Origin of the sequence: Mesorhizobium erdmanii USDA 3471 (assembly GCF_000472705.1) — a bacterium.
GTDB lineage: Bacteria > Pseudomonadota > Alphaproteobacteria > Rhizobiales > Rhizobiaceae > Mesorhizobium > Mesorhizobium erdmanii.
In genome coordinates, this window is sequence record NZ_AXAE01000011.1 from 173899 (window position 1) to 196199 (window position 22301).

Here is a 22301-nt window from a genome sequence, read left to right on the forward strand (position 1 = left end):
TTCGGGACGGCAACGGAATTGCGGTTTCAAGGCATCGCAGTGACGAAGCATTAACCAATATTCTTCATGGTCAGACCGGTTCCAAACAGCCTCTTTGTTGCCGGGTGTCGTCGATGAAAAGTGTAATTCTGTCCAGCGCCCTGCCCGTGGCGCTCGCGATCACAACAGTCGTCGCTGTCGCCTCGCGAGCTTCCGCCACAGAGCCGGACAAGCAGTTCTTCCAGTCGGCCGAAGGCAAATGGGTCGGCCCTGGCGAAATCGTCGCCGGCAAGTACAAGGGCACGAAATTCAATTGCAGCTTCACCGGCTCCACGCCGGACGGCAAGATGGGCATGTCGCTGGACGGCGGCTGCCGGGTCGGCGTGTTCACCCAGCAGATGTCGGCCAAGATCGAGCGCAAGGGCCGGGATTACAAAGGTTCCTTCATGGGTGGCGCTGACGGCGCCGGCCTCGATATCATCGGCGGCAACGTCGTCGATGCCCGCAAGGTCGTCTTCACCATCAACCGCAACCAGTTGCGCGGCGTCATGCAGGCCCGCATTCCCGACGACAATTCGATGACGGTGACGGTTGCCGTGCGTGTCCAGGACCAGTTGGTGCCGGTCATCGGCATGAGCCTGAAGCGCGTCGACGCCGTCGAAGTCGGCTCCATCGCGCCGAACTGAGCGCGTTATCGCGCCTACCCTGACACTATCCCTTAAAAGCAAAGAGGCGGCGGCCCATCGCCACCGCCTCCTTGAACCCTTCGAGCCGGACGTCAGCCCTTGATGGCGGCCGTCACCTCGTCATACGCCTTGCAGGCGTCGGCAAGAGTCGTGGTGCCTTGGTACTTGGTTGTCACCGCCTGGACCTTGGCGGTCAGGTCAGCGGCCTTGGACGGATCCTTGGTGATCGCTTCCTGCAGCGCGGCAGCCATCTCCTGCGCCTTCTTGGTCGCGATCTCGGCCGTGCATTCCGGCGCCTTCGAACAGGCCGAACCGGCAAGCACCGCCAGGCCGACGGCAACAAGCAAAAACTTCTTCATGTCAGTCATCTCCTCAAAAGGGCTCGACTTGATCGTCGCTCACCCTCCAATGGCCGAAGCCGAGCGTGCTCTAACCCTCGATTGTGGCAAGATGCAACGCGTTGCCGACGTCAACTTGTGTAACGTGCCTGCAACGTCGCCGACCGCCGGATTTGGGCTGCGGTGTCAGCGGCGGCAAAGCTCAGTTGCGCGGCTGTAGCAGCGCCAAGACGGCTGTCGATGCAGCAAGGATGGCGGTCACGGTCAAAGGCGCTGTGGGGCCGTAAGTGTCCACAACATAGCCGCCGACAACCGCGCCGGTGGTGATGGCGACCTGAAAAGAAGCGACCATCAGGCTGCCCGCTGCTTCCAGCGCGTCAGGCGCCGCGCGAGACAAATTTGTCGGCAGCACCACCGGCGCCATGCCGAAGGCGAAGCCCCAAAGCGTGGCGAAGCCGAAGGCAACGCCGATGTGCACGCCCCAAAGCACCAATGCCAGCGCCGCGAACGCCATCAATGCGGCGGTGACCACGAGGGCCACGTGGATATTGGCGTCGGCCATGCGGCCACCAGCAATGTTGCCGATCACCGCGGCAATGCCAAATCCGAGCAATGCCAGCGCGATTGGCCCGGTCGCAAGGTGCGTCACATGTTCGAGAAAGGGACGCACATAGACCGACCCGGCGAAATGACCGGTCATCAGCAAAAGGATGGCAAGCATGCCGAGTTGAATGCCACGCCGCCGCGTGAGCCGAAAGACATCTGCAAGACTATTGCTTGCCGTTGCAGGCAAGGTCGGCAGGCTAAGCAACTGCAGCAGCATGGCAAGCAAGGCCAAACCCGCCGTCATGGCCATGGCGCTCCGCCAGCCCAGCCAGTCGCTGATCAACGCGCCCATCGACGGTGCGGCGATGGTGGCGAGCGAGACGCCGAGGGTGACGATCGCCATGCCCCGCCCCGTCGCATTGGCGCCAACAAGCCTCGCCACGACGGCAACCGAAAGCGCCCAGAACGCGCTGAGCGCGATCCCCAGCCCGGCCCGGCCTAACAACAGCAGCCAGAAATTGGATGCTAACGCCGCCAGAATGTTGGAACCGACCGCCAAGGCCATGAGGCCAACCAGCACCGTCTTGCGATTCAATCGGCCGATGAGAACATTGCTCAACATGGCCGTGACGGCGCCGACGGAAGCCGTAGCGGTGACGACCTGTCCAGCCGTTCCCTCGCTGATGCCGAGATCGCGCGCCATTGGCGTCAACAGACCTGCCGGCAGAAATTCAGCTGACACCAGGGCAAAGCTGGTGGCGGCCAATGAGATGACTGCGAACCACGTGGTTGCGCTCCACTTGGCCGGTGCGACGGCATCAAGGTCTATCGCCGCGTCTTCAAGCTGTAATGTTGTGTCTGTCACGGGAGTATCTCCAAAGGTTGGAGACATTCATAGACGAGTCCTTCCGGATGATATGTATCTCAAAATCCGAAATTCATGTCCATTCGTCCGGGACTTGTGCGGCGCACAACACCCGGCGAGACATTGGTGATGCGCTTGAACGCGCGAGCGAAGGATGCCTCGGAATCATAGCCCAAGCGGGTAGCAACTTCGGCCACCGACAAGCCGTTTTGCCCCAACAACTCGCGGGCAAGCTGCATGCGCAGGCGGGCGAGATAGCGTGCCGCGCCTTCTCCCAATACGGCGCTGAAGCGCTCCGCGAAAATCGAGCGCGATTGACCTGCCAGCCCGGCGAGGCTTTCCAGGGTCCAGTTATGGCCGGGGTCTCGGTGCATGGCTGCCAGAGCGCGGCCAATATGGGGGTCGCGGATGGCAGCAAGCCAACCGGTGGTCGAAGCGCCCGTGCAATTGACCCAGCAGCGAATAAGCCGGGCTGTCAGCAGGTCCGCCATACGCGACAGAATCGTGGCGCTACCCATCTGCGGCTGCGCGGCCTCCGCGGTCATGGCCGCCAGCAAAGGACCAACGACCGGATCATTGCCGGCAACGTCGCAACCCTTGATGATAGGCGGCATCAACGTGATCAATGGGTTAAGCGCACAGGCGCCCAAGGCCATGGAGCCGCAGAAAAGCGTGCTTGTCGCGCCAGTGCCTTCCCGCACCACTTCGCAGACGTTGCTCCCCAATTTGGTCACCTGACAATCATCGAGCGAGCCGCCTGCAACGTCCGGCGCGCTGGCCAGCCGATGGGCAATGCCTTGCGGCAGCAGCACCAGATCGCCATCGCGCAACTCCTGCCATCCCTGCGCTTCGGTGTGGATCCAGCATGGACCCTGACCTACAAAGTGAAAACGAAGGAGGGGTTGTTCAGGAAAAGCGATACTCCATGGGTGGCGGAGCTCGCAGCGGCCATAGTTGACGCCACTCAAGCGAAAGTCTTGTAGGACTTCGCTGAGCGCGTCCATTGGAATATGGTGCGCCGAGGACGGTCGGGACGAATAGTCAGACATCCTGCCCGTATAGATACCAATCGTCCGACAGGCAAGCGAAGACCGTTGTTCCACAAGAGGAATCGCTTCAACGGCACCCTACCCGTCCTGGCAGGTTCCCCGCCCTTGCCTCTCGCTCCAACAGCATGCAAGGAGTGATGTCGGACACAGGGACAAGAGGCATGGCAGCGGAAGCATCAGGCAGCGATCTCATTCAGGTGGTGGCGCTGCTTGCCGCGGGCGTCGTCGCCGTTCCGATCTTCAAACGCATGGGCCTCGGCTCGATCCTGGGCTATCTGGCCGCCGGCGTGGTGATCGGCCCGTTCGGCATCGGCGTCTTTTCCGAATCGGGGGCCATCCTCCATGTCGCCGAACTCGGCGTCGTCATGTTCCTGTTCATCATCGGACTGGAAATGCAGCCGTCGCGGCTTTGGGGCCTGCGTCGCGAAATCTTCGGGCTTGGAGCGCTGCAAGTCGGCGTCTGCGCGGTGCTGTTGACCGGTGTCGGTGTGGCCGGAGGCTTTCCCATCTCGCAATCCTTCGTCGCCGGGGCCGGTTTCGTGCTGACGTCGACGGCGATCGTCATGCAGCTTCTCGAGGAACGCGGCGAGATCGCCTCGCCGAAAGGCCAGCGCATCGTCTCCATCCTGCTGCTGGAGGATCTGGCCATCGTGCCGCTGCTGGCCCTGATCGCGTTCCTGGCGCCGGGCGGCGCCGATACCAGCCTGTCGGAAAGGCTGACCGAGGTCGGCATCGGCCTCGCCGCGATCGTCGGACTGGTGTTGGCCGGACGCTATCTGCTCAATCCATTCTTCCGCATCCTGGCGGATGCCCGTGCCCGTGAGGTGATGACGGCCGCAGCACTTCTGGTCGTGCTCGGGTCGGCGCTCGCCATGCAACTCAGCGGCCTGTCGATGGCGATGGGCGCCTTCCTGGCTGGCGTTCTCTTGTCCGAATCGACCTTCCGCCATCAGTTGGAGGCCGACATCGAGCCCTTCCGCGGCATCCTGCTCGGTCTGTTCTTCCTGGCGGTCGGCATGTCGCTCGACCTGCATGTGGTGGCGGCGAACTGGAGACTGATCGCCATCTATGTCGTCGCCTACATGGTGATGAAGGCGGTTGGCATCTACATCGTCGCGCGCGTCCTCAAGACCGGCCATCGCGAAGCGCTGGAACGCGCGGTCTTCATGGCGCAGGGCGGCGAATTCGCCTTCGTCCTCTACTCCGCCGCCGCGGCCGTCGGCATCATCGACAGCCAGGCCAATGCGACACTGACGGCGATCGTCATCATCTCCATGGTGCTGACGCCGTTGGCGATCATCGGCTTGCGCTATGTCACCCCGCGCGACGAACAGTCGCTCGACGGGGTCGATGTCGCCGACGGCCTGACCGGCAGCGTCCTGATCATCGGTTTCGGCCGCTTCGGCCAGATCGCCAGCCAGCCGCTGCTGCTGCGCGGCATCGACGTCTCGATCATCGACAATGATGTCGAGATGATCCAGGCGGCCGCCGATTTCGGCTTCAAGGTCTACTATGGCGACGGCACGCGGCTGGATATCCTGCACGCCGCCGGCGCCGGTCGGGCACGCGCCGTGCTGATCTGCGTCGACAAGGCCGATGTCGCCGTTCGCATCGCCCAGCTGGTCAAGGCCGAATTTCCGCTGCTCACCGTGCTGGCCCGGGCTTTCGATCGTGGCACCGCGCTGCAGCTCATTCGTGCCGGCGTCGACTATCAGCTGCGCGAGACCTTCGAATCGGCGCTGGTTTTCGGCGGCTCGGCCCTGGAATCGCTAGGCGTTGATCCTGAAGACGTGGCCGAAACGATCGAGGACGTCCGGCGTCGCGACACCGACCGTTTCGAAACCCAGCTCGCCGAAGGCATTCGCGCCGGCCAACGCTTCCTGCGGGGCAATATCGGCACGCCGATTCCGACACCGCTCTCCACGCCACGCCGCCCTGGTCAGGCCCTCAACGAGGAGACGGCCGGCGTTCTGCACAAGTCCGAAACCGCCGACTGAACAGGGAATCATGCATGGAATTGGACGCCAAGGCCCTGTCGGTCACCAAATTCTGGCGTGACGCCGGCGAGGATGCATGGTTCGAGAAGAATGACGCTTTCGATGCCGGTTTCCGCGACCGCTTTCTCGACCTGCATTATGCCGCCGCGCGGCGCGAATGCGACGACTGGTCCGAACACGCCGAAGGCTCGCTGGCGCTGATGATCCTGCTCGACCAGTTTCCGCGCAATTGTTTTCGCGGCACCAGTCACATGTTCGCCACCGACTCGCTGGCGAAGCATTTCGCTCAAAAAGCCGTCGCTGCCGGGCATGATCTGGCGCTGGAGCCCGAACTCCGCGTATTCCTGTATTTGCCGTTCGAACACTCTGAAAACCTTGCCGACCAGCACATGTCAGTGGAACTGCACACCGCCAGGGCCGAGTTCAATCTGAAATACGCGCTGGAACATCTCGACATCATCCAGCGCTTCGGAAGGTTTCCCCACCGCAACAGAATGCTTGGCCGCGAAACCACGGCGACGGAGCAGGCATTTCTCGATGGCGGCGGGTTTTCGGGCTGATTACAGGGGGCCGAGAAATGGTTGAGTTAGCCGGTCGCAACTACGATGCCATCATCGGGAGCGATGTCCAACGGGACGGCATGTATCTGGAGCTTCTCGACCAAGATGGTCGCGTAGTGGGCGAGATTTTCTACTCAGATGTCGCTGGGAAGATGACGGTTACCTTATCTCAGCCTCAAGCGCCCTTGGACGTGGTTGAATGGATGATTGCCACCGCCAAGATTCGCCTTCCACCAACAGAAGCTGTTGTCGGCTAACCATACTGGTCCGCTAAGCCAGCCACCAGTCGCGACCGGCCGGCAACCGCTCGATGCCGGCGGCGTCGACTGCGCTGAGGCGCGCCGACACGCTTCGTCCGCCGACGGCAAGGTCCGGTGCGATCTCGGCCAGCGGCGCCAGCACGAAGGCGCGCTCCAGCATGCGCGGATGCGGTACTTCCAGCCCGGTCTCATGGATGATGCGGTCGCCGAACACCAGAATGTCGATGTCGATCAGGCGCGGCCCCCAGCGCTCCTCGCGCACCCGCTTCAGCTTCCGCTCCGCATCGAGGCAAAGATCGAGCAGCGCCCGAGGCGAAAGCCGGGTCGACAGTTCGGCCGCGGCATTGAGGAAATCCGGCTGGTCGAGCTTGCCCCAGGGCGGCGTGCGGTAGAGCGAGGAGACGGCGCTGACGCGCGTCTCCGCATCGGCATCCAGAAGGCGCAGCGCGGCCGCCATCGAGGCCGCCGGATCGCCCAGATTGCCGCCGAGGCTGAGGTAGACGGTGTTATTCGGGCCAGACAACAGTCACCTCGACATAATCGAGCACGCCGGGTACCGGGGCGTTCGGCTTGCGCACAGTGATTTCGGCCCGCTTGATCTGGGGAAACCGCGCCGTCAGCGCCTTAGCCACTTCCATTGCCAGGGCCTCGATCAGGAAGCGCCGCTGGCCGGTGATGATCTCCTCGATCACCGTGAAGGCAATGCCGTAGTTGACGGTTTCCCCGATGGCGTCGTCGACAAGCGCGCGCCCAGGTTCGACCGACAGCACCGCGTCGACATAGAAACGCTGGCCGAGCGCCTCTTCCTCGTCGAGCACGCCATGCCGGGCAAAGAAGGCGCAGTTCTTCAGGCGGATGACATACATGGCTCAGCGTCCCGGTCCATAGAGCGACGTGCGTCCACCTGGACGCACGAAGTACGCTCTAGCACTTTTGAATCTACACATCGTGCTTTCCTAAAACCGATTCCGATTTCCGGCCGATGCGGCGTTTTCAAGAGCCAGCATAGCATCCGCCACGGCCAGCGCGTCCACGTTGATTGCGACATCGTGGACGCGAAACAGATGCGCGCCCTTGAGCCTCAGAATGACGCTGGTCGCGGCCGTCCCGGCAGCGCGGTCGGCCGCATCACGCCCGGTGACGGTGCCGATGAAGCGTTTTCGCGAGGTGCCTGCCATCAACGGGAAGCCGAGCGCATGAAGCTCGGAGAACCGCGCCATCAGATCGAGATTTTCCTGCGCAGTCTCCTTGGCGAAGCCGAAGCCGGGATCGAGCACGATGCGATCGTCCGCGATGCCGTTGCGACGCGCGATTTCCAACGATTTTTCCAGGAACACAAACTGGTCGGCGATCACGTCGGGCAGTTTCTCACGGTCCCGCCCGGTATGCATGATGATGAGACCGGCGCCGGTTTCGGCTGCGACCCGCGCAATGTCGGGGTCGCGCTGCAGACCCCAGACATCGTTGACGATATGGGCGCCGGCAGCCACCGCAAGCCGCGCGGTTTCGGCACGATAGGTGTCGACCGATATCAGCGCCTCATTGGCGCTCGCCAGTGCCTCGATCACCGGCAGGATACGCGCCTGTTCCTCGCTGGACGATAGTGTGGCGGCGCCCGGCCGCGTCGATTCTCCGCCGACATCGATGATGCCAGCCCCTTCCCCAACCATGCGGTGCGCCTGGTTCAGCGCCGCTTCGGGCGCATCGAACAGACCACCGTCGGAAAAACTGTCGGGGGTGACATTGAGGATGCCGACGACCACGGCCTTGCCGCCAAGGTCGAGATGGCGTCCATGCGCCAGCTGCCATCGCCTCGCCGTCATTGCGCGTCAACCATGGGCTCATCAACCAAGGGTTCATCAACGATGTGTGATCCGCAAAGGATCAATTCCGTTGCGCCGGCAACGGCCGTAAAGCAAGGTGGTCGAAGAGGCAATATGATGAAACGATCCCTGCTTTGCGCGCTGATGCTTGCCGTGACCGCCGTTCCGGCGAGCGCGGCCAATCTTGTGAAAACATACAGCTATTTTTCCATCGGCGGCAGCACGCTCGAAGACATCGAGCAGCAGCTTTCCACCCATGGACCGCAGGTCAAAAGCACGGGCTCGCGCCACCCCGGCGCCACCCAGATGGCCTTCACCAGCCGTATCAGCTATGCAAAGCAGGCCGGCTCCTGCCGGATCGCCGACGCGGTCGTGACCGTCAAGGTCAAGGTGATCCTTCCGCAATGGCGCCGCCCGCGCAAGGCGGACCCCGACGTGACACTGTTCTGGGATACGCTGGCCGCCGACATCAAGCGCCATGAAGAACGCCATGTCGAGATAGCCAAGAACCATGGCCGCGCGCTGGAAGACGCGCTGAAGGCGACCTATCCGCAGAAGGATTGCGATGCCGCCAAGGCCAAGGCGGCCGAGATCACCGCCGCCATTCTCGCCAAGCACGACCGCGCCCAGGTGCAGTTCGATCGTGTCGAGAGCGTCAATTTCGAAAGCCGTATCCTGCGGCTCATGCGCTATCGCATCCAGCGCATCGAGAACGGCCGGCTGCCGCCGCCAGCCTGAATTTCGTCGGCGCACGCAATGCGGCCGATGCAAGCCAACCGGACCGAAGCGTAATGCCAGCTTCGAAAAACTTTTCGAACAGGGGTCGAAATCGGCCTATACGGAACGACATATGACGGGTTGTCAGAGCACACCCCTCGAAACACGGGCATCACGACCGAGCGCGCGGCGCAAGCACCAGACAAGCCCAATCGGTGACCCGACCAGCGCGCAACGCACATGGACAAAAGACTATGGACCAGGCTGTCGACAAGCAGACCATCGCGGCTGCCGCAACACCGCTGAGCGAAAGCGAGAAGAACGCCATTATCGGCGGCGTCCTCCTGTCCATGCTGCTGGCAGCGCTTGACCAGACAATCGTCGCGCCTGCCATGCCGACCATCGGGCGCTCACTCGGCCATGCCGAATACCTGCCGTGGATCGTCACCGGATACCTTCTGACGGCAACCGCCGTGGCGCCGCTTTACGGCAAAATCTCCGATGTCTATGGCCGCCGGCCGACTGTCTATGCGGCAATCCTTATCTTTCTCGCCGGATCGCTGGTCAGTGCACTGGCCCCCAACATGTTCGTCCTGGTCCTCGGACGCGCAATCCAGGGTGCCGGTGGCGGTGGCCTTTTCGCACTGACGCAGACCGTGGTCGGAGACCTCGTTCCGCCGCGCGAACGCGCGCGCTATGCGGCGTGGTTTTCCGGCACATGGGCCGTCGCCAGCGTCGCCGGACCGTTGCTGGGCGGCACCTTCGCGCAACATCTGCACTGGTCGCTCATCTTCTGGATCAACATCCCGCTGGGCTTCCTGGCGATGGCGATCATCAACAAGCCACTCAAGAAGCTGCCGATCGCCGCCAAGAACCATAGTATTGATGGCCTCGGCGCGTTGCTGCTCATCGTGGCCACGGCCCTGCTGCTGCTGGCGTTGAACTGGGGCGGCAGCGCCTACCCCTGGATATCGCCGGAAATCATTGGCGTCCTGGCATGCTCCGCTGTTTTCTGGAGCGCCTTCGCCTTACGCCTTATGCGAGCCGCCGAACCGCTCATCTCGCTCGAGGTGCTGGGCAACCCGATCGTGCTCGCCGGCACTCTGTCGATGTTCCTGTTCCAGGCCTCCAGCGTCGGCCTTGCCGTGTACCTGCCTGTCTACCTGCAGTCGATACTTGGCCTCACGGCCAGCCAGTCGGGCATTGCAATGCTTGGCCTTCTGCTTGGTACCGTTGGCGGGGCCGCTTCGAGCGGTCGCCTGATACCGCGTTTCACCCACTACAAGCGCATCGCGATGACCGGCGTCATCTTCGCCTCCCTATGCATGGGCCTGCTGGCCTTTGTCGCCGGCCATGCATCACTGATTGTCGTCGAAGTCCTGACCATCTGTATCGGACTGGGAACCGGAACGACGTTCCCGGTAACCACCGTCTCCGTGCAAAACGCTGTCGACCGCATCCACCTTGGCGTAGCGACGGGCGTACTGACCTTCCTGCGTTCGCTGGGCAGTGCATTGGGTGTCGCGATACTCGGCGCCGTCGCTCTTGGCTATGGGTTGCCGCTGGCCGGCGAAGGCGTGCAGATGGCTGGACATGTCGCATCGGTCCAACCTTTTGTGATGATCTTTCTCGTCGCCGCCGCCACTTTGGTGCTGGGGCTCATTACGCTGACGCTGATGCCCGAGAAAGAGCTTCGCGGCCATGTCGACAATCCGGCGCCAATCCTGGCGGAGTAAGGACCGTGATTTAGGGTATGTTGATACTCAGGTCATGCGGACATCCCCTGAATATCAACATAAGCTAGCCTGAAACACCAAGCTTCTTCTGCAGGCTTGTCGACGAGGTCGTGTACTGGAACACGATCCGCTCGCCAGGGCTGATGACGCGTTTGGCGGCCTGCGCCATCAGCGCCACCTCATGGAAGCCCGACAGGATCAGCTTCAGCTTGCCAGGATACCAGTTGATGTCGCCGACAGCGAAAATGCCGGGGACCGACGTCTGGAACTTCTCGGTGTCGACCGGGATCAGGTTCTCGTGAAGATTGAGCCCCCATTCCGCGATCGGCCCGAGTTTCATGGTCAGGCCGAAGAACGGCAGCATACGCGTGCACGGCACTTCGACATCGCCATCCGGACCGCCCTTGATGGTGGCCGATGACAGTTGGCCATCGGTCCCGGCGAGACCGGTCACCTGGCCCACCCTGAATTCCAGCTGCTTCGCCTCCTGCATGGCGTACATCTTGTTGACGCTGTCGGGCGCCGCGCGGAATTCGGGGCGCCGATGCACCAGCGTTATGCTCTTTGCCACCGGCTGCAAGTTCAGCGTCCAGTCGAGCGCCGAGTCGCCGCCGCCGACGATGACGAGGTCTTGGCCGCGAAAATCCTCCATCCGGCGCACCGAATAGAAGACGCTCTTGCCTTCATAGGGCTCGATGCCCGGGATCGGCGGGCGTTTCGGCTGGAATGAACCGCCGCCGGCTGCGATGACCACCACCTTGGCCTCGAACACCTCGTTCTCGTCAGTGATGACACGAAAGCCTCCATCCTCAAGCTTCTCGAGGCTGGAGACCATGCGATTGTAGGTGAAGTCGGGCTTGAACGGCGCAACCTGTTCGAGCAGCTTGTCGACCAGCCCTTGCGCCGAGATCGAAGGCCAGCCGGGAATGTCGTAGATCGGTTTTTCCGGATAGAGTTCCGCGCATTGGCCGCCGGGCTTGTCGAGAATATCGATGAGATGGCATTTCAGGTCGAGCAGGCCGAGTTCGAACACGGCAAACAGGCCGACCGGCCCTGCCCCGACAATGAGGACGTCTGTGCTGATGGTCCCGGTCATGCGCTATGCCTCGCTGCTGAGTTGGCGTGAGACTGCATGACCACCGGCTCGCTGCCAAGCGGCAGCGGGAAAAATCGGCTTTTTCAGCCCTGGCGCTCGGGCACCCTCACCACAAGGCCGTCGAGCGCGTCGCGCACCTTGATCTGGCAAGACAGCCGGGAATTGGGCTGGACGTCATAGGCAAAGTCCAACATGTCCTCTTCCATAGCTTCCGGCTCGCCGACCTCCGCCGTCCACGCATCATCGACATAGACGTGGCAGGTTGCGCAGGCGCAGGCGCCGCCGCACTCCGCCTCGATCCCTGGCACGGCGTTGCGAATGGCGTTTTCCATGACCGTCGAGCCGTTTTCGGCGTCCACGTCGAAATGGGTGCCGTCATGGGCGATGAAGGTCAGCTTGGTCATTTGTCACCTGAAGGGAGTTTCGCCCGAGATAATCACTCCGGCAGACAAGTCAACTGCCGCGCGAAAACGCCGCTCCGTGACGTTTTTCTGCAAACCAGGATCAGCGATTGATTGCGGCGATGAAATCGCGCACTTCGTCGATCAACGTGCCAAGCCGCTTGAGGATTTGGCGATCTTCCGGCCGCTGCTCGATCTCGGTGACGCAATCAGCGATGGCGAAGGCGCCGACGCCGCGAGCCGACCCTTTCAAGCCATGCGCCAGCAGCAGCCGATCCTTGACATCGGCATCGACTATTTTGTCGCGCACCGACAGCGCCTGCTGTACAAACAGCGCCAGCAACTCCTGCTCGAGGGCGCGATCGCCCATCGTTTGCCGGGCAAGGTGTGCCAAATCGACCGGTCGGGACTGTCTTGTTCCCGATACGTCGCCCCCGGGCATTGAGAAGGCAATGCCGCTTTCGCCACGCATGAACTCGAACTCCGTTTCTTCGGTCGCCCGAAAAACTAGGCGAATCCAATGGACAACGGGTTAATGAATGGCCGGGAAAAATGTTGCGAAAGCGGCGCCCAAATCACGCTTCCGTTAACCTTATATTTAAAGTTTTACGTATCCCGCGGAATGCATGTTTTCTTTACCCCCCTGTGTCATTACGATACGAGGGTCCATTTTCAGCCTCCTGCGCGGGGGTACGACAAAGACAATTATAAGCCCGCGGCAGCTAGTACAGGGTAGCGAAGGCATGGCAAAGAAACCAACGACCACGACGAGAACTCTCGACAGCGACGTGGCCAGGGAACTGGAAAAAGCGCTCGATCTCGACCTCAGCAGCGATGTCGGCAGCGGCGATCTCGACATCGCGGCTTCGATGGAAGATCTGGAAGCGCAGATATCCCAGGCCGCCGATGAACTGGCCCGCGAAGGACGCAACCAGAAGCCGGCACCTGCCGCCAATCAGCCCCTCATTGCCAATCAGCCCGCCAAACCCGCGCCGAAGGCAAAGCCCGCCGAACTGCGCCCTGTGGAGACACGTAGCAACGGCAGTGGCACGCAGCCCACCGGCTTTGCACCGGCCAATGACGATCGCCAGAAGGATTACAAGACACTCCTGCATAGCCTCAACAGGCGCGCTTCCAACACCGTCTACTGGATTGTTGCCTTCGTTTCGCTCGCCTGGATCGCCGGCGCCGGCGGACTGGCCAACCTGCTGTTCGGACCGAGCATCTGGCGGATCCGCACGCTCGACCAGTTCCTTGCCCGTCCCGAGCTGATTGGCCTCGCCATCGCGGCGATCGTGCCGATCATCCTGTTCTGGGCCTTCGCGGCCATGATCCGCCGCGCCCAGGACATGCGCATTGCCGCACAGTCGATGACGGAAGTGGCCTTCCGCCTGACCGAGCCGGAAAACATGGCGCAAGATCGCGTCATGATGATCGGCCAGGCCGTTCGCCGCGAGGTGGCGGCGATGGGCGAAGGCATCGAACGCACGCTTGCCCGCGCCGTGGAGCTGGAAACGCTGGTTCACAGCGAAGTCAACCAGATCGAGCGCTCCTATTCGGAGAACGAAACCCGCATCCGGTCGCTCGTCGACGGGCTCGGCAGCGAGCGCGAGGCTGTCGTCACCCATGCCGAGCGGGTCCGCGCCTCCATTTCGGGTGCGCATGAGACGCTTCGAGACGAGATCGGCGCTGCAAGCGATATCATCCGTGATTCGATCCTCAACGCATCGACCAAGCTGTCGATGACGATCACCAATTCTGGCGACACGTTGATCGACCGTATCAATGAAAGCTCGATGTCGATATTCGATTCGGTGGAAGGCCGCCTCGACAGCATCACCGACAGGCTGTCGACCTCTGGCGAGGCCTTCGCCAGCCTGCTCGACACGCGCATTGCCAAGCTGACGGACACGACGGATGGCCTGACCCGGTCGCTGACCGATCTGCTCGACGATCGCACCACTGGCATGGTGTCGCTGCTTGGCGGCGCCGCGCGCACTCTCAATTCGGAATTCGAAGCCAGCCTCAATGGCATCGAGCGCACGCTGGCCGAACGCGGACAGGCGCTGATCAGCGAGTTCCAGACCCGCGCCGAGGCGCTCGACACCGGCACGCAGAAGCTCAACGCCGCGCTCGAGGCCCGCGCGCGCCAGATCAACGAGACGCTGGTCGAGCGCGCCCGCGAAATCGCTCACACCTTCGCCGAGAGCAAGGACACGCTGGCCGCGATGATCGATCAGGGCAAGACCCAGATCGGCGCCGACATGGCCGACATCGTCACCTCGACTTCAAGCATGCTGGAGGCTCGTGCCAGCGACTTCGCCGGCCGCATGGAAGCGGCGCGCCATGTCGTCTCGCGTTCCTTCGACAGCGACATCCAGCGGCTTGCCGACGCCCGCGTCGGTATCGAGGAAGCCGTCGAGAACCACAGCCGCAAGCTCTCCGAAAGCCGCGAGCGCATGGCCGCCGCCATGGAGGCGGATCTGGCGAAATTCGACGAGGGCCGCGCCGGCATCGATGCCGCGGTGACCAACCAGGTGCAGAAGCTGGCCGAAGGCCGCACCCTGATCGCGCGCGCCCTCGAAGAGGATCTGCGCAAGGTCAATGAATCGCGCGCTGCCATCGATGCGTCGCTCGGCAGCCACCTCGAAAGACTGGAAGAAGGCCGCAACAGGCTTTCCCTTGCTCTTAACGAAGACTCTGGGAAACTCGTGCAAGCCCGTACGGTCATTGATGAAATGGTCGCCGGTCATGTTGGCAAACTTGCCGAAGGCCGCAACATCCTGTCGCGCGCCCTGGAAGCAGACCTCGGCAAACTGTCCGACAGCCGCGCCAGCATCGACGGTCTGGTCGCCGGCCAGGTCGAGAAGATCGCCGAGGGCCGCGCGGTGCTCGCCAAGGCGTTGGAGAACGACATTGTCGGCATCAAGAGCCTGATCGAAACGCATTCGACGAAGCTGGCGGAAGACCGCAGCCAGCTCGGCCGTTCGCTCGAGAACGACCTTTCCGGCATCAGGAGCCTGCTCGACGATCATTCGGGAAGGCTTGCCAACGACCGCAGCCTGCTCTCGCAGACACTCGAAGCCGACCTTGCCAAGCTGGCCGAAAGCCGCTCGAGCATCGACGGTCTCGTCGCCGGCCAGGTCGAGAAGCTGGCCGAGGGTCGCGACATCCTCAAGCGCGCGCTGGAATCGGACCTCAACACCATAAAGGGCGTCATATCCAGCCAGTCGGAAAAGCTGGCTGAGGATCGCGGGCAACTTTCGCGCGTCCTGGAGGCCGACCTGCAGAATGTGAACAGCGTCATATCAGACCACATGAACAGGCTGGTTCAGGATCGTTCGACCCTGTCGAAGGCACTCGAGGACGACCTCGCCAAGCTGGCCGAGAGCCGCTCCAGCATCGACGGCCTGGTTGCCGGTCAGGTCGAGAAGTTGTCGGAAGGCCGCGACATCCTGCGGCGCGCCCTCGAAGCCGACCTCAACACGATCAAAAACACCGTTGCCGACCAGTCGCAGAAGCTGGTCGACGACCGCGCCCAGTTCGCCCGGGCGCTGGAAGCCGATCTCGACAGCGTCAACAGCCTCGTCAACAGCCATGGCGAGAAGTTGGTGCAGGACCGGTCGACGCTGTCGAAGGCGTTGGAGGACGATTTGGCCAAACTGGCTGAGAGCCGGTCCAGCATTGACGGGCTGGTTTCGGGCCAGGTCGAGAAGCTCGCCGAAGGCCGAGATATCCTCAAGCGGGCTTTGGAAACCGACCTCAACACAATCAGAGGTGTAGTAACTGACCATTCGCAGAAGCTGGTCGACGACCGCGCGCAGTTCGCGCGAGCTCTGGAGGCCGACCTCGAAAGCGTCAGCGGCCTGGTCAACAGCCATGCCGAGAGGCTTGTCCAGGAGCGTTCGACCCTGTCGAGGGCCCTGGAGGACGATCTTGCCAAGCTGGCCGACAGCCGCTCCAGCATCGACGGCCTGGTCGCAGGCCAGGTGGAAAAGCTGGCGGAAGGCCGCGACGTTCTCAAGCGCGCCCTCGAAGCTGATCTCGCCAAGCTGGCCGAGAGCCGCTCGAGCATCGACGGCCTGGTCGCAGGCCAAGTGGAAAAGCTGGCCGAAGGCCGCGACATTCTCAAGCGCGCGCTGGAATCGGACCTGAACACCATCAAGGACGTGATATCCAGCCAGTCGGAAAAGCTGGTGGAGGATCGCGGGCAGCTTTCGCAGGCTCTCGAGGCCGACCTGCAGAAGCTCACCGAAAGCCGCGGTGAGATCGATAGCATCATTGCCGGTCATGTCGGCAAGCTGGCCGAGGGCCGCAACATGCTGAGCCGCGCACTGGAAGACGATCTCGGCAAGCTCGCCGAGACGCGCAAGGACGTCGACCGCTCGCTGTCCGGACATATCGACCAGATCGCGGCCCGGAGCACCGACATTTCGAGCGCGATCGCGGCCGACGTGGACAAGATCGAGCAGGCGTTCAGCCGTCAGACCGGCATCATCGAGGAACGCTCCGGAACCATGGAGCGTGCGCTCTCGACCGGCGTAGACAATGTCCGCAGCGTGCTCGAAAAGAGCGCGGTCTTCGTCGCCGGTGCCTTGCGCGACAAGGTCCTGGAAGTCACCAGCACGCTGCATGAACAGGCCGGCGCGGCCTTCAGCGACGCCGATCGCAAGATCGCCGAACGCGCCGAGCAGACATCCGCCGCGCTTCTGGCACGGGCTGAAGACATCGCCCGCACCTTCGAGGAGGCCGATCGTCGCCTCCACGCCCGTGCGGAAGATACCTCGAACGCCTTGCTCGCCCGTGCCGACGACACCTCCAGCTCACTGCTGGCCCGTGCCCATGAGAGCGCCGATCAGTTGGCCGCCCGCGCCAGCGAGATCGCCGGCGCCTTCGATCTCGCCGACCAGAAGCTCGCCGCCCGCGCCCAGGCAACCACCGACCAGTTGGCCGCCCGGGCTCAGGATACCGCGGATCATCTGGCCTCCCGAGCAAACGAGATTGCCGGAGCCTTCGACGCGGCCGACCAGAAGCTGGTTGCCCGCGCCGTCGAGACGGCACAGTCGCTGGCCGCCCGCGCCGGCGACATCCTGCGCAACTTCGAAAGCGCCGACCAGCGGCTCGGTGTGCGCATCGGCGAATCCGCCGAGGCGCTCGCCGCCCGTGCGTCTGATCTCGGCCGCATCTTTGATGCCGCCGACCAGCAATTGGTCGCCCGCATCGCGGAAGGTTCGGACGCGCTCTCGAACCGCGCCTCGGAAATCGGCCGTATCTTCGACGAGGCCGACCAGCGCCTGGTGTCGCGTATCGCCGACAGCACGTCGACAATCGGCGAACATGCGCAGACCATCGTCGGTGCCTTCGCCAGCACCGAGCAGAGGGTTGCCGACCGTGCGCGCCAGACCGGCCAGGAGATGGCCGTGCATGCTCGCGAAATCGAGCAGGCGCTCGCCGGCGCCGACGAACGTCTTGCATCGAGCGCGGTGGCCGCGGCCGCCCGTGTCGAGGAGCAGATCGCCAGCGTCGAGAGCCGCCTCGCCTACACCACCGAGGCGATGGGCCAAAGGCTCAACGAGCAGGTATCGACCGCCGAGGCGCAGCTCGTTTCGCGTGCCAATGTTATTGCCGAGACCTTCACCGCGGTTGGCCAGCATATCGGCCAGAGCACCAACGACGCCGCCAAGACGATCGGCGCCAACACCCGCGAACTCAACACCATGCTCGCGGCGCGGTCGGCCGAAATGTCCAAGATCCTCGACGAGACCGCGCGGCCCTTGGTCGAGCGCTTCGCCCAGGGCGGCTCCGAACTGCAAAAGAGCATGGAAGAGGTCACCGAACGCGCCACCGAGAAGCTGCGCAGCGAAAATGCAGCGCTCGTCAACGCGCTCGCCAGCCGCACCGCCGAGACGTTGTCGGCGGTCGAAGGCGCCCGCTCGTCGCTGTCCGACAGTGTTGCCGACCTGATCGGCCGCATGACCACGTCCAGCTCGCAGCTCGGTCAGCTGATCGAGCAGGCCGCCGTCAATCTCGGCCAGGTCGACGAGCGCCTGACCGGCAGCACGCAGAGCTTCGCGGCGACCACCGAAAAGGCGGCGCAGACTTTCGCCAGCTCGGCGCGTCTGGTCGACTCGAACACCACAAGGTTGACGGAACTGTCCTCGTCGACCTTGCGCGAAGTGGCCTCGATCGCCACCAAGTTCGATGAACATAGCCGTCTGCTGGCCAGCGCCTCGGACCTGTTGAGCTCGGCCCAGAGCAACCTCGAGCACACGCTGGAAAGGCAGTCGTCGCTCGAAGACCTCGCCGTCGGCCTGGTCAAGAAGTCGGAAGATCTCGAAAGGGTCATGCGCTCGTTCGAAAACCTCGTCGGCCAGACGCTGCAGAACGCCGAAGGCAAGACGATGGAGTCGGCCGACAAGATCCGCAACGCCATCACCGACGTCGTCGATTCGGCGACCAAGCGCTTCGCCGATGCGACCGAGGAGATGCGGCGCACGGCGGGCTCGATCAAGAGCGAGCTCGACCTCACCCGCGCCGAGCTCAAGAAAGGTGTCATCGAGATGCCGGAAGAGGCCAAGGAATCGACCTCTGCCATCCGCCGCGCCGTTTCCGAGCAGATCAACGCCCTGAAGGAACTTTCCGACATCGTTGCGAAGTCCGGGCGCGGCGGCGACACCTCGGAGCGCCCGTTGCGCCCGGCGCCACAGGCGCCGGCGGCACGTCCCGCCGAGCCGCCGCGTCGTGCGCCGGCACCCCAGCCGGAGCTCCGCACGCCTCAGGCGCCGCTGGGTGGCGCGGCACTGCGCGGCACGCTCGACCTCGAGCGTCCGGCCGAGGCGGCACCACGCCAGCGTCCTGACGCCAACGCCCGCACGCCGCAGGGCGGCTGGGTGCGCGACCTCCTGAGCGCGGCGTCAACCGATGCGGATCTAAGGCCGGCAGCACCACCTTCGGCGCCCGCGGAAGCACCGCGCGCGGCCCCTGCCCAGCGCTCGCCCTTGCATGTCGTGGAATCGCTGAACTCACTCTCCGTCGACATCGCACGGGCCATCGACCACGATGCCTCGATCGAGTTGTGGAACCGCTATCGGCGCGGCGAGCGGGACGTGTTCACGCGCCGGCTCTATACGCTGAAGGGTCAGCAGACGTTCGACGAGATCCGCCGCAAGTATCAGGGCGAGGCCGAGTTCCGCGCCGCCGTCGACCGTTACTGCGACGACTTCGAGAAGCTGCTCAAGGACGTCTCGCGCAATGACCGCGACAACATCATGGCGCAGACTTACCTGACCTCGGACACCGGCAAGGTCTACACGATGCTGGCCCACGCCAGCGGCCGTCTGCATTAGCCAGTATTAGAACGGGTGGGGCCATGGCCCCACCCGTCGCTGATTCTGTCAAGCGCTGAACCATCCCCACCGGCGCAGCAAGCCGATGGATGGGTTGGACAAGCCCGCAACGCAAAATCCGATGCCGGCCACGCGAAGACCACGAGTGAACCGGCTGCGCCGACCCTCGCCCAAAGGGTGCTAACCGTGAAGACGGCAATCATATTCGACTGCGAATTTCTCTGCCTTGAGGGCTCGCAACGCAGATTCTGGTGCGCGGCCCACGATCCCGACCCGGTCATCGCCCAGATCGGCGCCGTCAGGCTTGGTCTCGAAGACGACTTTCCTCTGCTCGGCACGCACAAGGCCTATGTCAGGCCGATCGACCGGCTTGGCCAGAGATACGCACTCGACCCGTTCTTCACCAAACTGACCGGCATCACCGAGGACGACATCGACACAATGGGGATCGCGCTGGGAGAAGCCCTTGCGGAGGTCGATCGGTTTTCCGGTGGCGCGCGATTCTGGTCCTGGGGCAAGGACGAACTGAACATGATCGCCATCAGCTGCTATGTCGCGGGCATCCAGCCTTCCATCCCGGCCACTCGGTTTGACAACGCTGTCAAGCTGCTGATCGCCGCCGGGATGCCGATCGAGGATTTGGCGAGGACGCCGAGCAACAAGCTCGCGGGCTATTATGGCGTCGACCACCCGCCATTGCGGGGCCACGACGCGCTCGACGATGCACTGTCTGTTGCCTACACCTTGCAGTACCTGTTGAAGACCGGAAAGCTACGGCCGGATGTTTTCGACCGCCTCTAGCCCGGAAGCGTTGGTGCAGCAGGCGCGTCCGCCGCTCAGATCACCGAATCGGTCCAGCGGACGATCTGTCTGGCGGCATCGCCAAACGCGCTGTCTAGGGCGCCGACATAGGCGGCGTTGCCTTTGCCCGAAACGGGTGCGGTCGCGGTAAAGCTCTTGGAAGCCCGCACCTCGCCGTTGCGGTCGTTGAGCAATCGGACGAACAGATCGACCTCGGCATGTTCACCGCCAGCGACGCGGACCTCGAACGACCGGATCTCGACGATGACCTGATAATCGATCGCCAGGCCCTCGCCCGGTTTGCCGACGCCGGCAAAGCTGCCCGAGCGCTGGAACGTCTCGCCCAGCCGCGCCTGCACGATCAGCGGCAGCCGGTCGGCCCACTGCGCGCCCTTCAGATACTGGATCGACCGGTCGGAAGGCTTGATGACGATGTTCTGGCTATCCAGCGCCTTGAGCGCCGAGGGTTGCGCGATCAGGATCTGCTTGCGGCTATGGCCATGCGCGTCGACCGAAGGCGCGGACAGCTCAAACGTATCGAGCGGCGCGGGACCACCGCCGGGCAGCGCCGCGCAGCTGGCGAGAGCCAAGGCAAGCAATGCCACGCCCGATCTGGACACAATCGACTTCACGCGCGACCCCTGTAGTCCCCGTTATGTATCGACTTCAAAATAACCTGCATGCGCAGTGCCTGTTTCTGGGGCGCAGAGGCGCCGAAGTCAACGCCGCGCCCTGCCATCGAACTGCCGAACCTCGCCGTCACCACCGGAAAGAATGCGCTGCGGATTGCGGCTGAGATCCGTGACCGCCTCCTCGATGCGGCTGATCGAGCGGCGGCTGTCCTGCACCAGCGCCTCGACATTCGACAGGCCCTGGCCCGAGAAACGCGCCAGATTGTCGGTGATAACGCCAAGCCGCGCATTCAGCGTGTCGGCAACCTGCTTGAACGATTTCAGAGTATCCCTGGCGTCGGCCATCACACCGTCGGCCTGCCCCGAGCCGAGCAAGGTATCGACCCTGGCGAGGATGCCGTCGACGCGCACCGAGGCATCGTTGAGCCGCTGCGCCAGCTGCTTGGCGTCCTTGATCGTCTGGTCGATGTCGTCGGCCCGGCCGGCGATCTTGTCGGTCACTTTGGCAATGTCGGCGGCGGCTTTGTCCGCACTTTCGCTGGCCTTCTGGATGTTGGCGAGCGCCGTTCGCACCTGTGCCGGATCGATGCCGTCAAGCACGCCGTCGACCTTGTTCAGCGTACCCTGCGTCTGTTTGGCGAAATCATTGACCGATCCGACCGCCGTATCGACATTCTTTATCACGCCGTCGAGCTGTTGCGAGGTTTGCTTGAGGTTCGCGGTCACCGTGTCGACGTTGGCGACGATGCTCTTGATCTTGTCTCGGTCGACGGCATTGAGCAGGCCTTCCGCCGCCTTCAGCGTGCCATCGAGCTTGCCGGACACGCCCTTCAGTTCGTCAGACAGCGCGCTGACGCTGGACAGGAACTTGTCGATGCCGTCGGCATTCTTGGCCAGCGCATCGGAGAATGTCTGCGCGTTCTGGACAGTCTGCGTCAGCGGCCCGCGAACATCCTTGGTGAAGCCTTCGAGTTCCGAAAGCACCTTGTCGGCACGGGTGAAGATGTTCTGCGCCGTCTGCAACAGGTTGGTCACGGCGGATGGGTTGGCGACGATCTCGGCGACCTTGCCTTCCTTCTCGGCCTGGTCGAGGAGTTTGATTTCCTTGGGGTCGGCGCCCTTGAGTTCGATATTCGCCTGGCCGGTGAGGTTGGCAAGGCCGAGATCGGCCTGCGTCGACTTGGTGATCGGTGTCAGCCGGTCGATTTCGGTGTCCGCTATGGCGACGGTCGGATTGTCGAGGTCGAGATAAACGCGCTTGACCACACCGACCTTGACGCCGTTGAACAGCACCAGACTGCCGGGACCGAGGCCGGAGGCCGAACCTGGAATGCGCACGCGCAGCACCGCGGTCTCGCCCCTGTCACCGATCGCCGCCGTCCAATAGACGAACGCGAAAGCACCCAGGATCGCAACAAGCGTGAAAATGCCGACAATGACGTAGTTGGCTCTGGTTTCCATTGCTTCAC

General features: G+C 63.2%; 19 protein-coding genes. 8 read left to right on the forward strand and 11 right to left on the reverse strand.

The genetic code is table 11. The features are described from left to right. Positions 1-113: 113 nt before the first annotated feature. A complete protein-coding gene (locus tag A3AU_RS0106000) occupies positions 114-665 on the forward strand; it encodes a hypothetical protein (RefSeq protein WP_027051981.1) in 552 nt (183 codons plus the stop codon). A 92-nt stretch (positions 666-757) separates the two neighbouring features. Here the strand turns inward: A3AU_RS0106000 and A3AU_RS0106005 are convergent, their stop codons facing one another. The 3 genes from A3AU_RS0106005 to A3AU_RS0106020 form a co-directional block, all read right to left on the reverse strand. Continuing rightward, positions 758-1024 carry a hypothetical protein gene (locus A3AU_RS0106005; protein ID WP_027051982.1) on the reverse strand — a complete coding sequence of 89 codons (267 nt, stop codon included), beginning with the start codon at positions 1022-1024 and terminating at the stop codon, positions 758-760. Positions 1025-1205: 181 nt separating this feature from the next. Beyond that, a complete protein-coding gene (locus A3AU_RS01000000134965; RefSeq protein ID WP_032916883.1) occupies positions 1206-2414 on the reverse strand; it encodes an MFS transporter in 1209 nt (402 codons plus the stop codon). Between the two features lie 59 nt (positions 2415-2473). Further along, positions 2474-3463, reverse strand: coding sequence for an AraC family transcriptional regulator (locus tag A3AU_RS0106020; protein ID WP_027051984.1), 990 nt, complete (start codon positions 3461-3463; stop codon positions 2474-2476). A 161-nt stretch (positions 3464-3624) separates the two neighbouring features. Here A3AU_RS0106020 and A3AU_RS0106025 point away from each other — a divergent pair, with 161 nt between their 5' ends. Genes A3AU_RS0106025 through A3AU_RS0106035 form a run of 3 tightly spaced genes read left to right on the forward strand, consistent with a single transcriptional unit; the run spans position 3625 to position 6277 of the window. Continuing rightward, a complete protein-coding gene (locus A3AU_RS0106025) occupies positions 3625-5460 on the forward strand; it encodes a monovalent cation:proton antiporter-2 (CPA2) family protein (protein ID WP_027051985.1) in 1836 nt (611 codons plus the stop codon). 14 nt (positions 5461-5474) lie between these two features. Then, positions 5475-6020, forward strand: coding sequence for a DUF924 family protein (locus tag A3AU_RS0106030; RefSeq protein ID WP_027051986.1), 546 nt, complete (start codon positions 5475-5477; stop codon positions 6018-6020). A gap of 17 nt (positions 6021-6037) precedes the next feature. Further along, the gene (locus A3AU_RS0106035; RefSeq protein ID WP_027051987.1) at positions 6038-6277 is read left to right on the forward strand and encodes a hypothetical protein; all 240 of its coding nucleotides are present in this window, start codon (positions 6038-6040) and stop codon (positions 6275-6277) included. Positions 6278-6290: 13 nt separating this feature from the next. Here the strand turns inward: A3AU_RS0106035 and folK are convergent, their stop codons facing one another. From folK to folP, 3 genes are all read right to left on the reverse strand, one after another. Beyond that, positions 6291-6803: a 2-amino-4-hydroxy-6-hydroxymethyldihydropteridine diphosphokinase gene (folK, locus tag A3AU_RS0106040; RefSeq protein ID WP_027051988.1), complete on the reverse strand. Its 513-nt coding sequence runs from the start codon at positions 6801-6803 to the stop codon at positions 6291-6293. Beyond that, entirely contained in the window at positions 6787-7146 is a 360-nt protein-coding gene (gene folB, locus A3AU_RS0106045; protein WP_027051989.1) for a dihydroneopterin aldolase, read from the reverse strand. The genes folK and folB overlap by 17 nt, the downstream gene beginning before the upstream one ends. A gap of 90 nt (positions 7147-7236) precedes the next feature. Beyond that, positions 7237-8103 (reverse strand): dihydropteroate synthase, encoded by an 867-nt coding sequence (gene folP, locus A3AU_RS0106050; protein WP_027051990.1) that lies wholly within the window; start codon positions 8101-8103, stop codon positions 7237-7239. Between the two features lie 114 nt (positions 8104-8217). Here folP and A3AU_RS0106055 point away from each other — a divergent pair, with 114 nt between their 5' ends. Together A3AU_RS0106055 and A3AU_RS0106060 are read left to right on the forward strand one after the other, a co-directional pair. Further along, entirely contained in the window at positions 8218-8841 is a 624-nt protein-coding gene (locus A3AU_RS0106055; RefSeq protein WP_027051991.1) for a DUF922 domain-containing Zn-dependent protease, read from the forward strand. 233 nt (positions 8842-9074) lie between these two features. Next, complete coding sequence (locus A3AU_RS0106060) at positions 9075-10556, forward strand: MDR family MFS transporter (RefSeq protein WP_027051992.1); 1482 nt, start codon at positions 9075-9077, stop codon at positions 10554-10556. A gap of 64 nt (positions 10557-10620) precedes the next feature. Here the strand turns inward: A3AU_RS0106060 and A3AU_RS0106065 are convergent, their stop codons facing one another. The 3 genes from A3AU_RS0106065 to A3AU_RS0106075 form a co-directional block, all read right to left on the reverse strand. Continuing rightward, entirely contained in the window at positions 10621-11652 is a 1032-nt protein-coding gene (locus tag A3AU_RS0106065; protein ID WP_027051993.1) for an NAD(P)/FAD-dependent oxidoreductase, read from the reverse strand. Between the two features lie 83 nt (positions 11653-11735). Next, on the reverse strand, positions 11736-12056 hold the full coding sequence (locus tag A3AU_RS0106070; protein ID WP_027051994.1) for a 2Fe-2S iron-sulfur cluster-binding protein: 321 nt from the start codon (positions 12054-12056) through the stop codon (positions 11736-11738). A 100-nt stretch (positions 12057-12156) separates the two neighbouring features. Further along, positions 12157-12525, reverse strand: a complete 369-nt coding sequence (locus A3AU_RS0106075; RefSeq protein ID WP_027051995.1) for an Hpt domain-containing protein — start codon at positions 12523-12525, stop codon at positions 12157-12159. A 271-nt stretch (positions 12526-12796) separates the two neighbouring features. On the opposite strand from A3AU_RS0106075, the gene A3AU_RS0106080 reads away from it, so the two are divergent. Continuing rightward, positions 12797-19399, forward strand: coding sequence for a kinesin (locus A3AU_RS0106080; RefSeq protein WP_027051996.1), 6603 nt, complete (start codon positions 12797-12799; stop codon positions 19397-19399). A gap of 186 nt (positions 19400-19585) precedes the next feature. Then, a complete protein-coding gene (locus tag A3AU_RS0106085) occupies positions 19586-20200 on the forward strand; it encodes a 3'-5' exonuclease (RefSeq protein WP_027051997.1) in 615 nt (204 codons plus the stop codon). 35 nt (positions 20201-20235) lie between these two features. Here the strand turns inward: A3AU_RS0106085 and A3AU_RS0106090 are convergent, their stop codons facing one another. Together A3AU_RS0106090 and A3AU_RS0106100 are read right to left on the reverse strand one after the other, a co-directional pair. Beyond that, complete coding sequence (locus tag A3AU_RS0106090) at positions 20236-20832, reverse strand: ABC-type transport auxiliary lipoprotein family protein (RefSeq protein WP_027051998.1); 597 nt, start codon at positions 20830-20832, stop codon at positions 20236-20238. An 87-nt stretch (positions 20833-20919) separates the two neighbouring features. Continuing rightward, the gene (locus A3AU_RS0106100; protein ID WP_027051999.1) at positions 20920-22293 is read right to left on the reverse strand and encodes an MlaD family protein; all 1374 of its coding nucleotides are present in this window, start codon (positions 22291-22293) and stop codon (positions 20920-20922) included. Positions 22294-22301: the final 8 nt, after the last annotated feature.

Excerpts from the sequence above, each read along its gene's own strand:
- A3AU_RS0106020 (WP_027051984.1), bottom strand. The coding sequence starts at position 3,463 with ATGTCTGACTATTCGTCCCGACCGTCCTCGGCGCACCATATTCCAATG.
- A3AU_RS0106065 (WP_027051993.1), bottom strand. The coding sequence starts at position 11,652 with ATGACCGGGACCATCAGCACAGACGTCCTCATTGTCGGGGCAGGGCCG.
- A3AU_RS0106080 (WP_027051996.1), top strand. The coding sequence starts at position 12,797 with ATGGCAAAGAAACCAACGACCACGACGAGAACTCTCGACAGCGACGTG.
- folP (WP_027051990.1), bottom strand. The coding sequence starts at position 8,103 with ATGACGGCGAGGCGATGGCAGCTGGCGCATGGACGCCATCTCGACCTT.
- A3AU_RS0106100 (WP_027051999.1), bottom strand. The coding sequence starts at position 22,293 with ATGGAAACCAGAGCCAACTACGTCATTGTCGGCATTTTCACGCTTGTT.
- A3AU_RS0106025 (WP_027051985.1), top strand. The coding sequence starts at position 3,625 with ATGGCAGCGGAAGCATCAGGCAGCGATCTCATTCAGGTGGTGGCGCTG.
- A3AU_RS0106070 (WP_027051994.1), bottom strand. The coding sequence starts at position 12,056 with ATGACCAAGCTGACCTTCATCGCCCATGACGGCACCCATTTCGACGTG.
- A3AU_RS0106005 (WP_027051982.1), bottom strand. The coding sequence starts at position 1,024 with ATGAAGAAGTTTTTGCTTGTTGCCGTCGGCCTGGCGGTGCTTGCCGGT.
- A3AU_RS0106075 (WP_027051995.1), bottom strand. The coding sequence starts at position 12,525 with ATGCGTGGCGAAAGCGGCATTGCCTTCTCAATGCCCGGGGGCGACGTA.
- A3AU_RS0106035 (WP_027051987.1), top strand. The coding sequence starts at position 6,038 with ATGGTTGAGTTAGCCGGTCGCAACTACGATGCCATCATCGGGAGCGAT.
- A3AU_RS0106000 (WP_027051981.1), top strand. The coding sequence starts at position 114 with ATGAAAAGTGTAATTCTGTCCAGCGCCCTGCCCGTGGCGCTCGCGATC.
- A3AU_RS0106055 (WP_027051991.1), top strand. The coding sequence starts at position 8,218 with ATGATGAAACGATCCCTGCTTTGCGCGCTGATGCTTGCCGTGACCGCC.
- A3AU_RS0106030 (WP_027051986.1), top strand. The coding sequence starts at position 5,475 with ATGGAATTGGACGCCAAGGCCCTGTCGGTCACCAAATTCTGGCGTGAC.
- folB (WP_027051989.1), bottom strand. The coding sequence starts at position 7,146 with ATGTATGTCATCCGCCTGAAGAACTGCGCCTTCTTTGCCCGGCATGGC.
- A3AU_RS0106060 (WP_027051992.1), top strand. The coding sequence starts at position 9,075 with ATGGACCAGGCTGTCGACAAGCAGACCATCGCGGCTGCCGCAACACCG.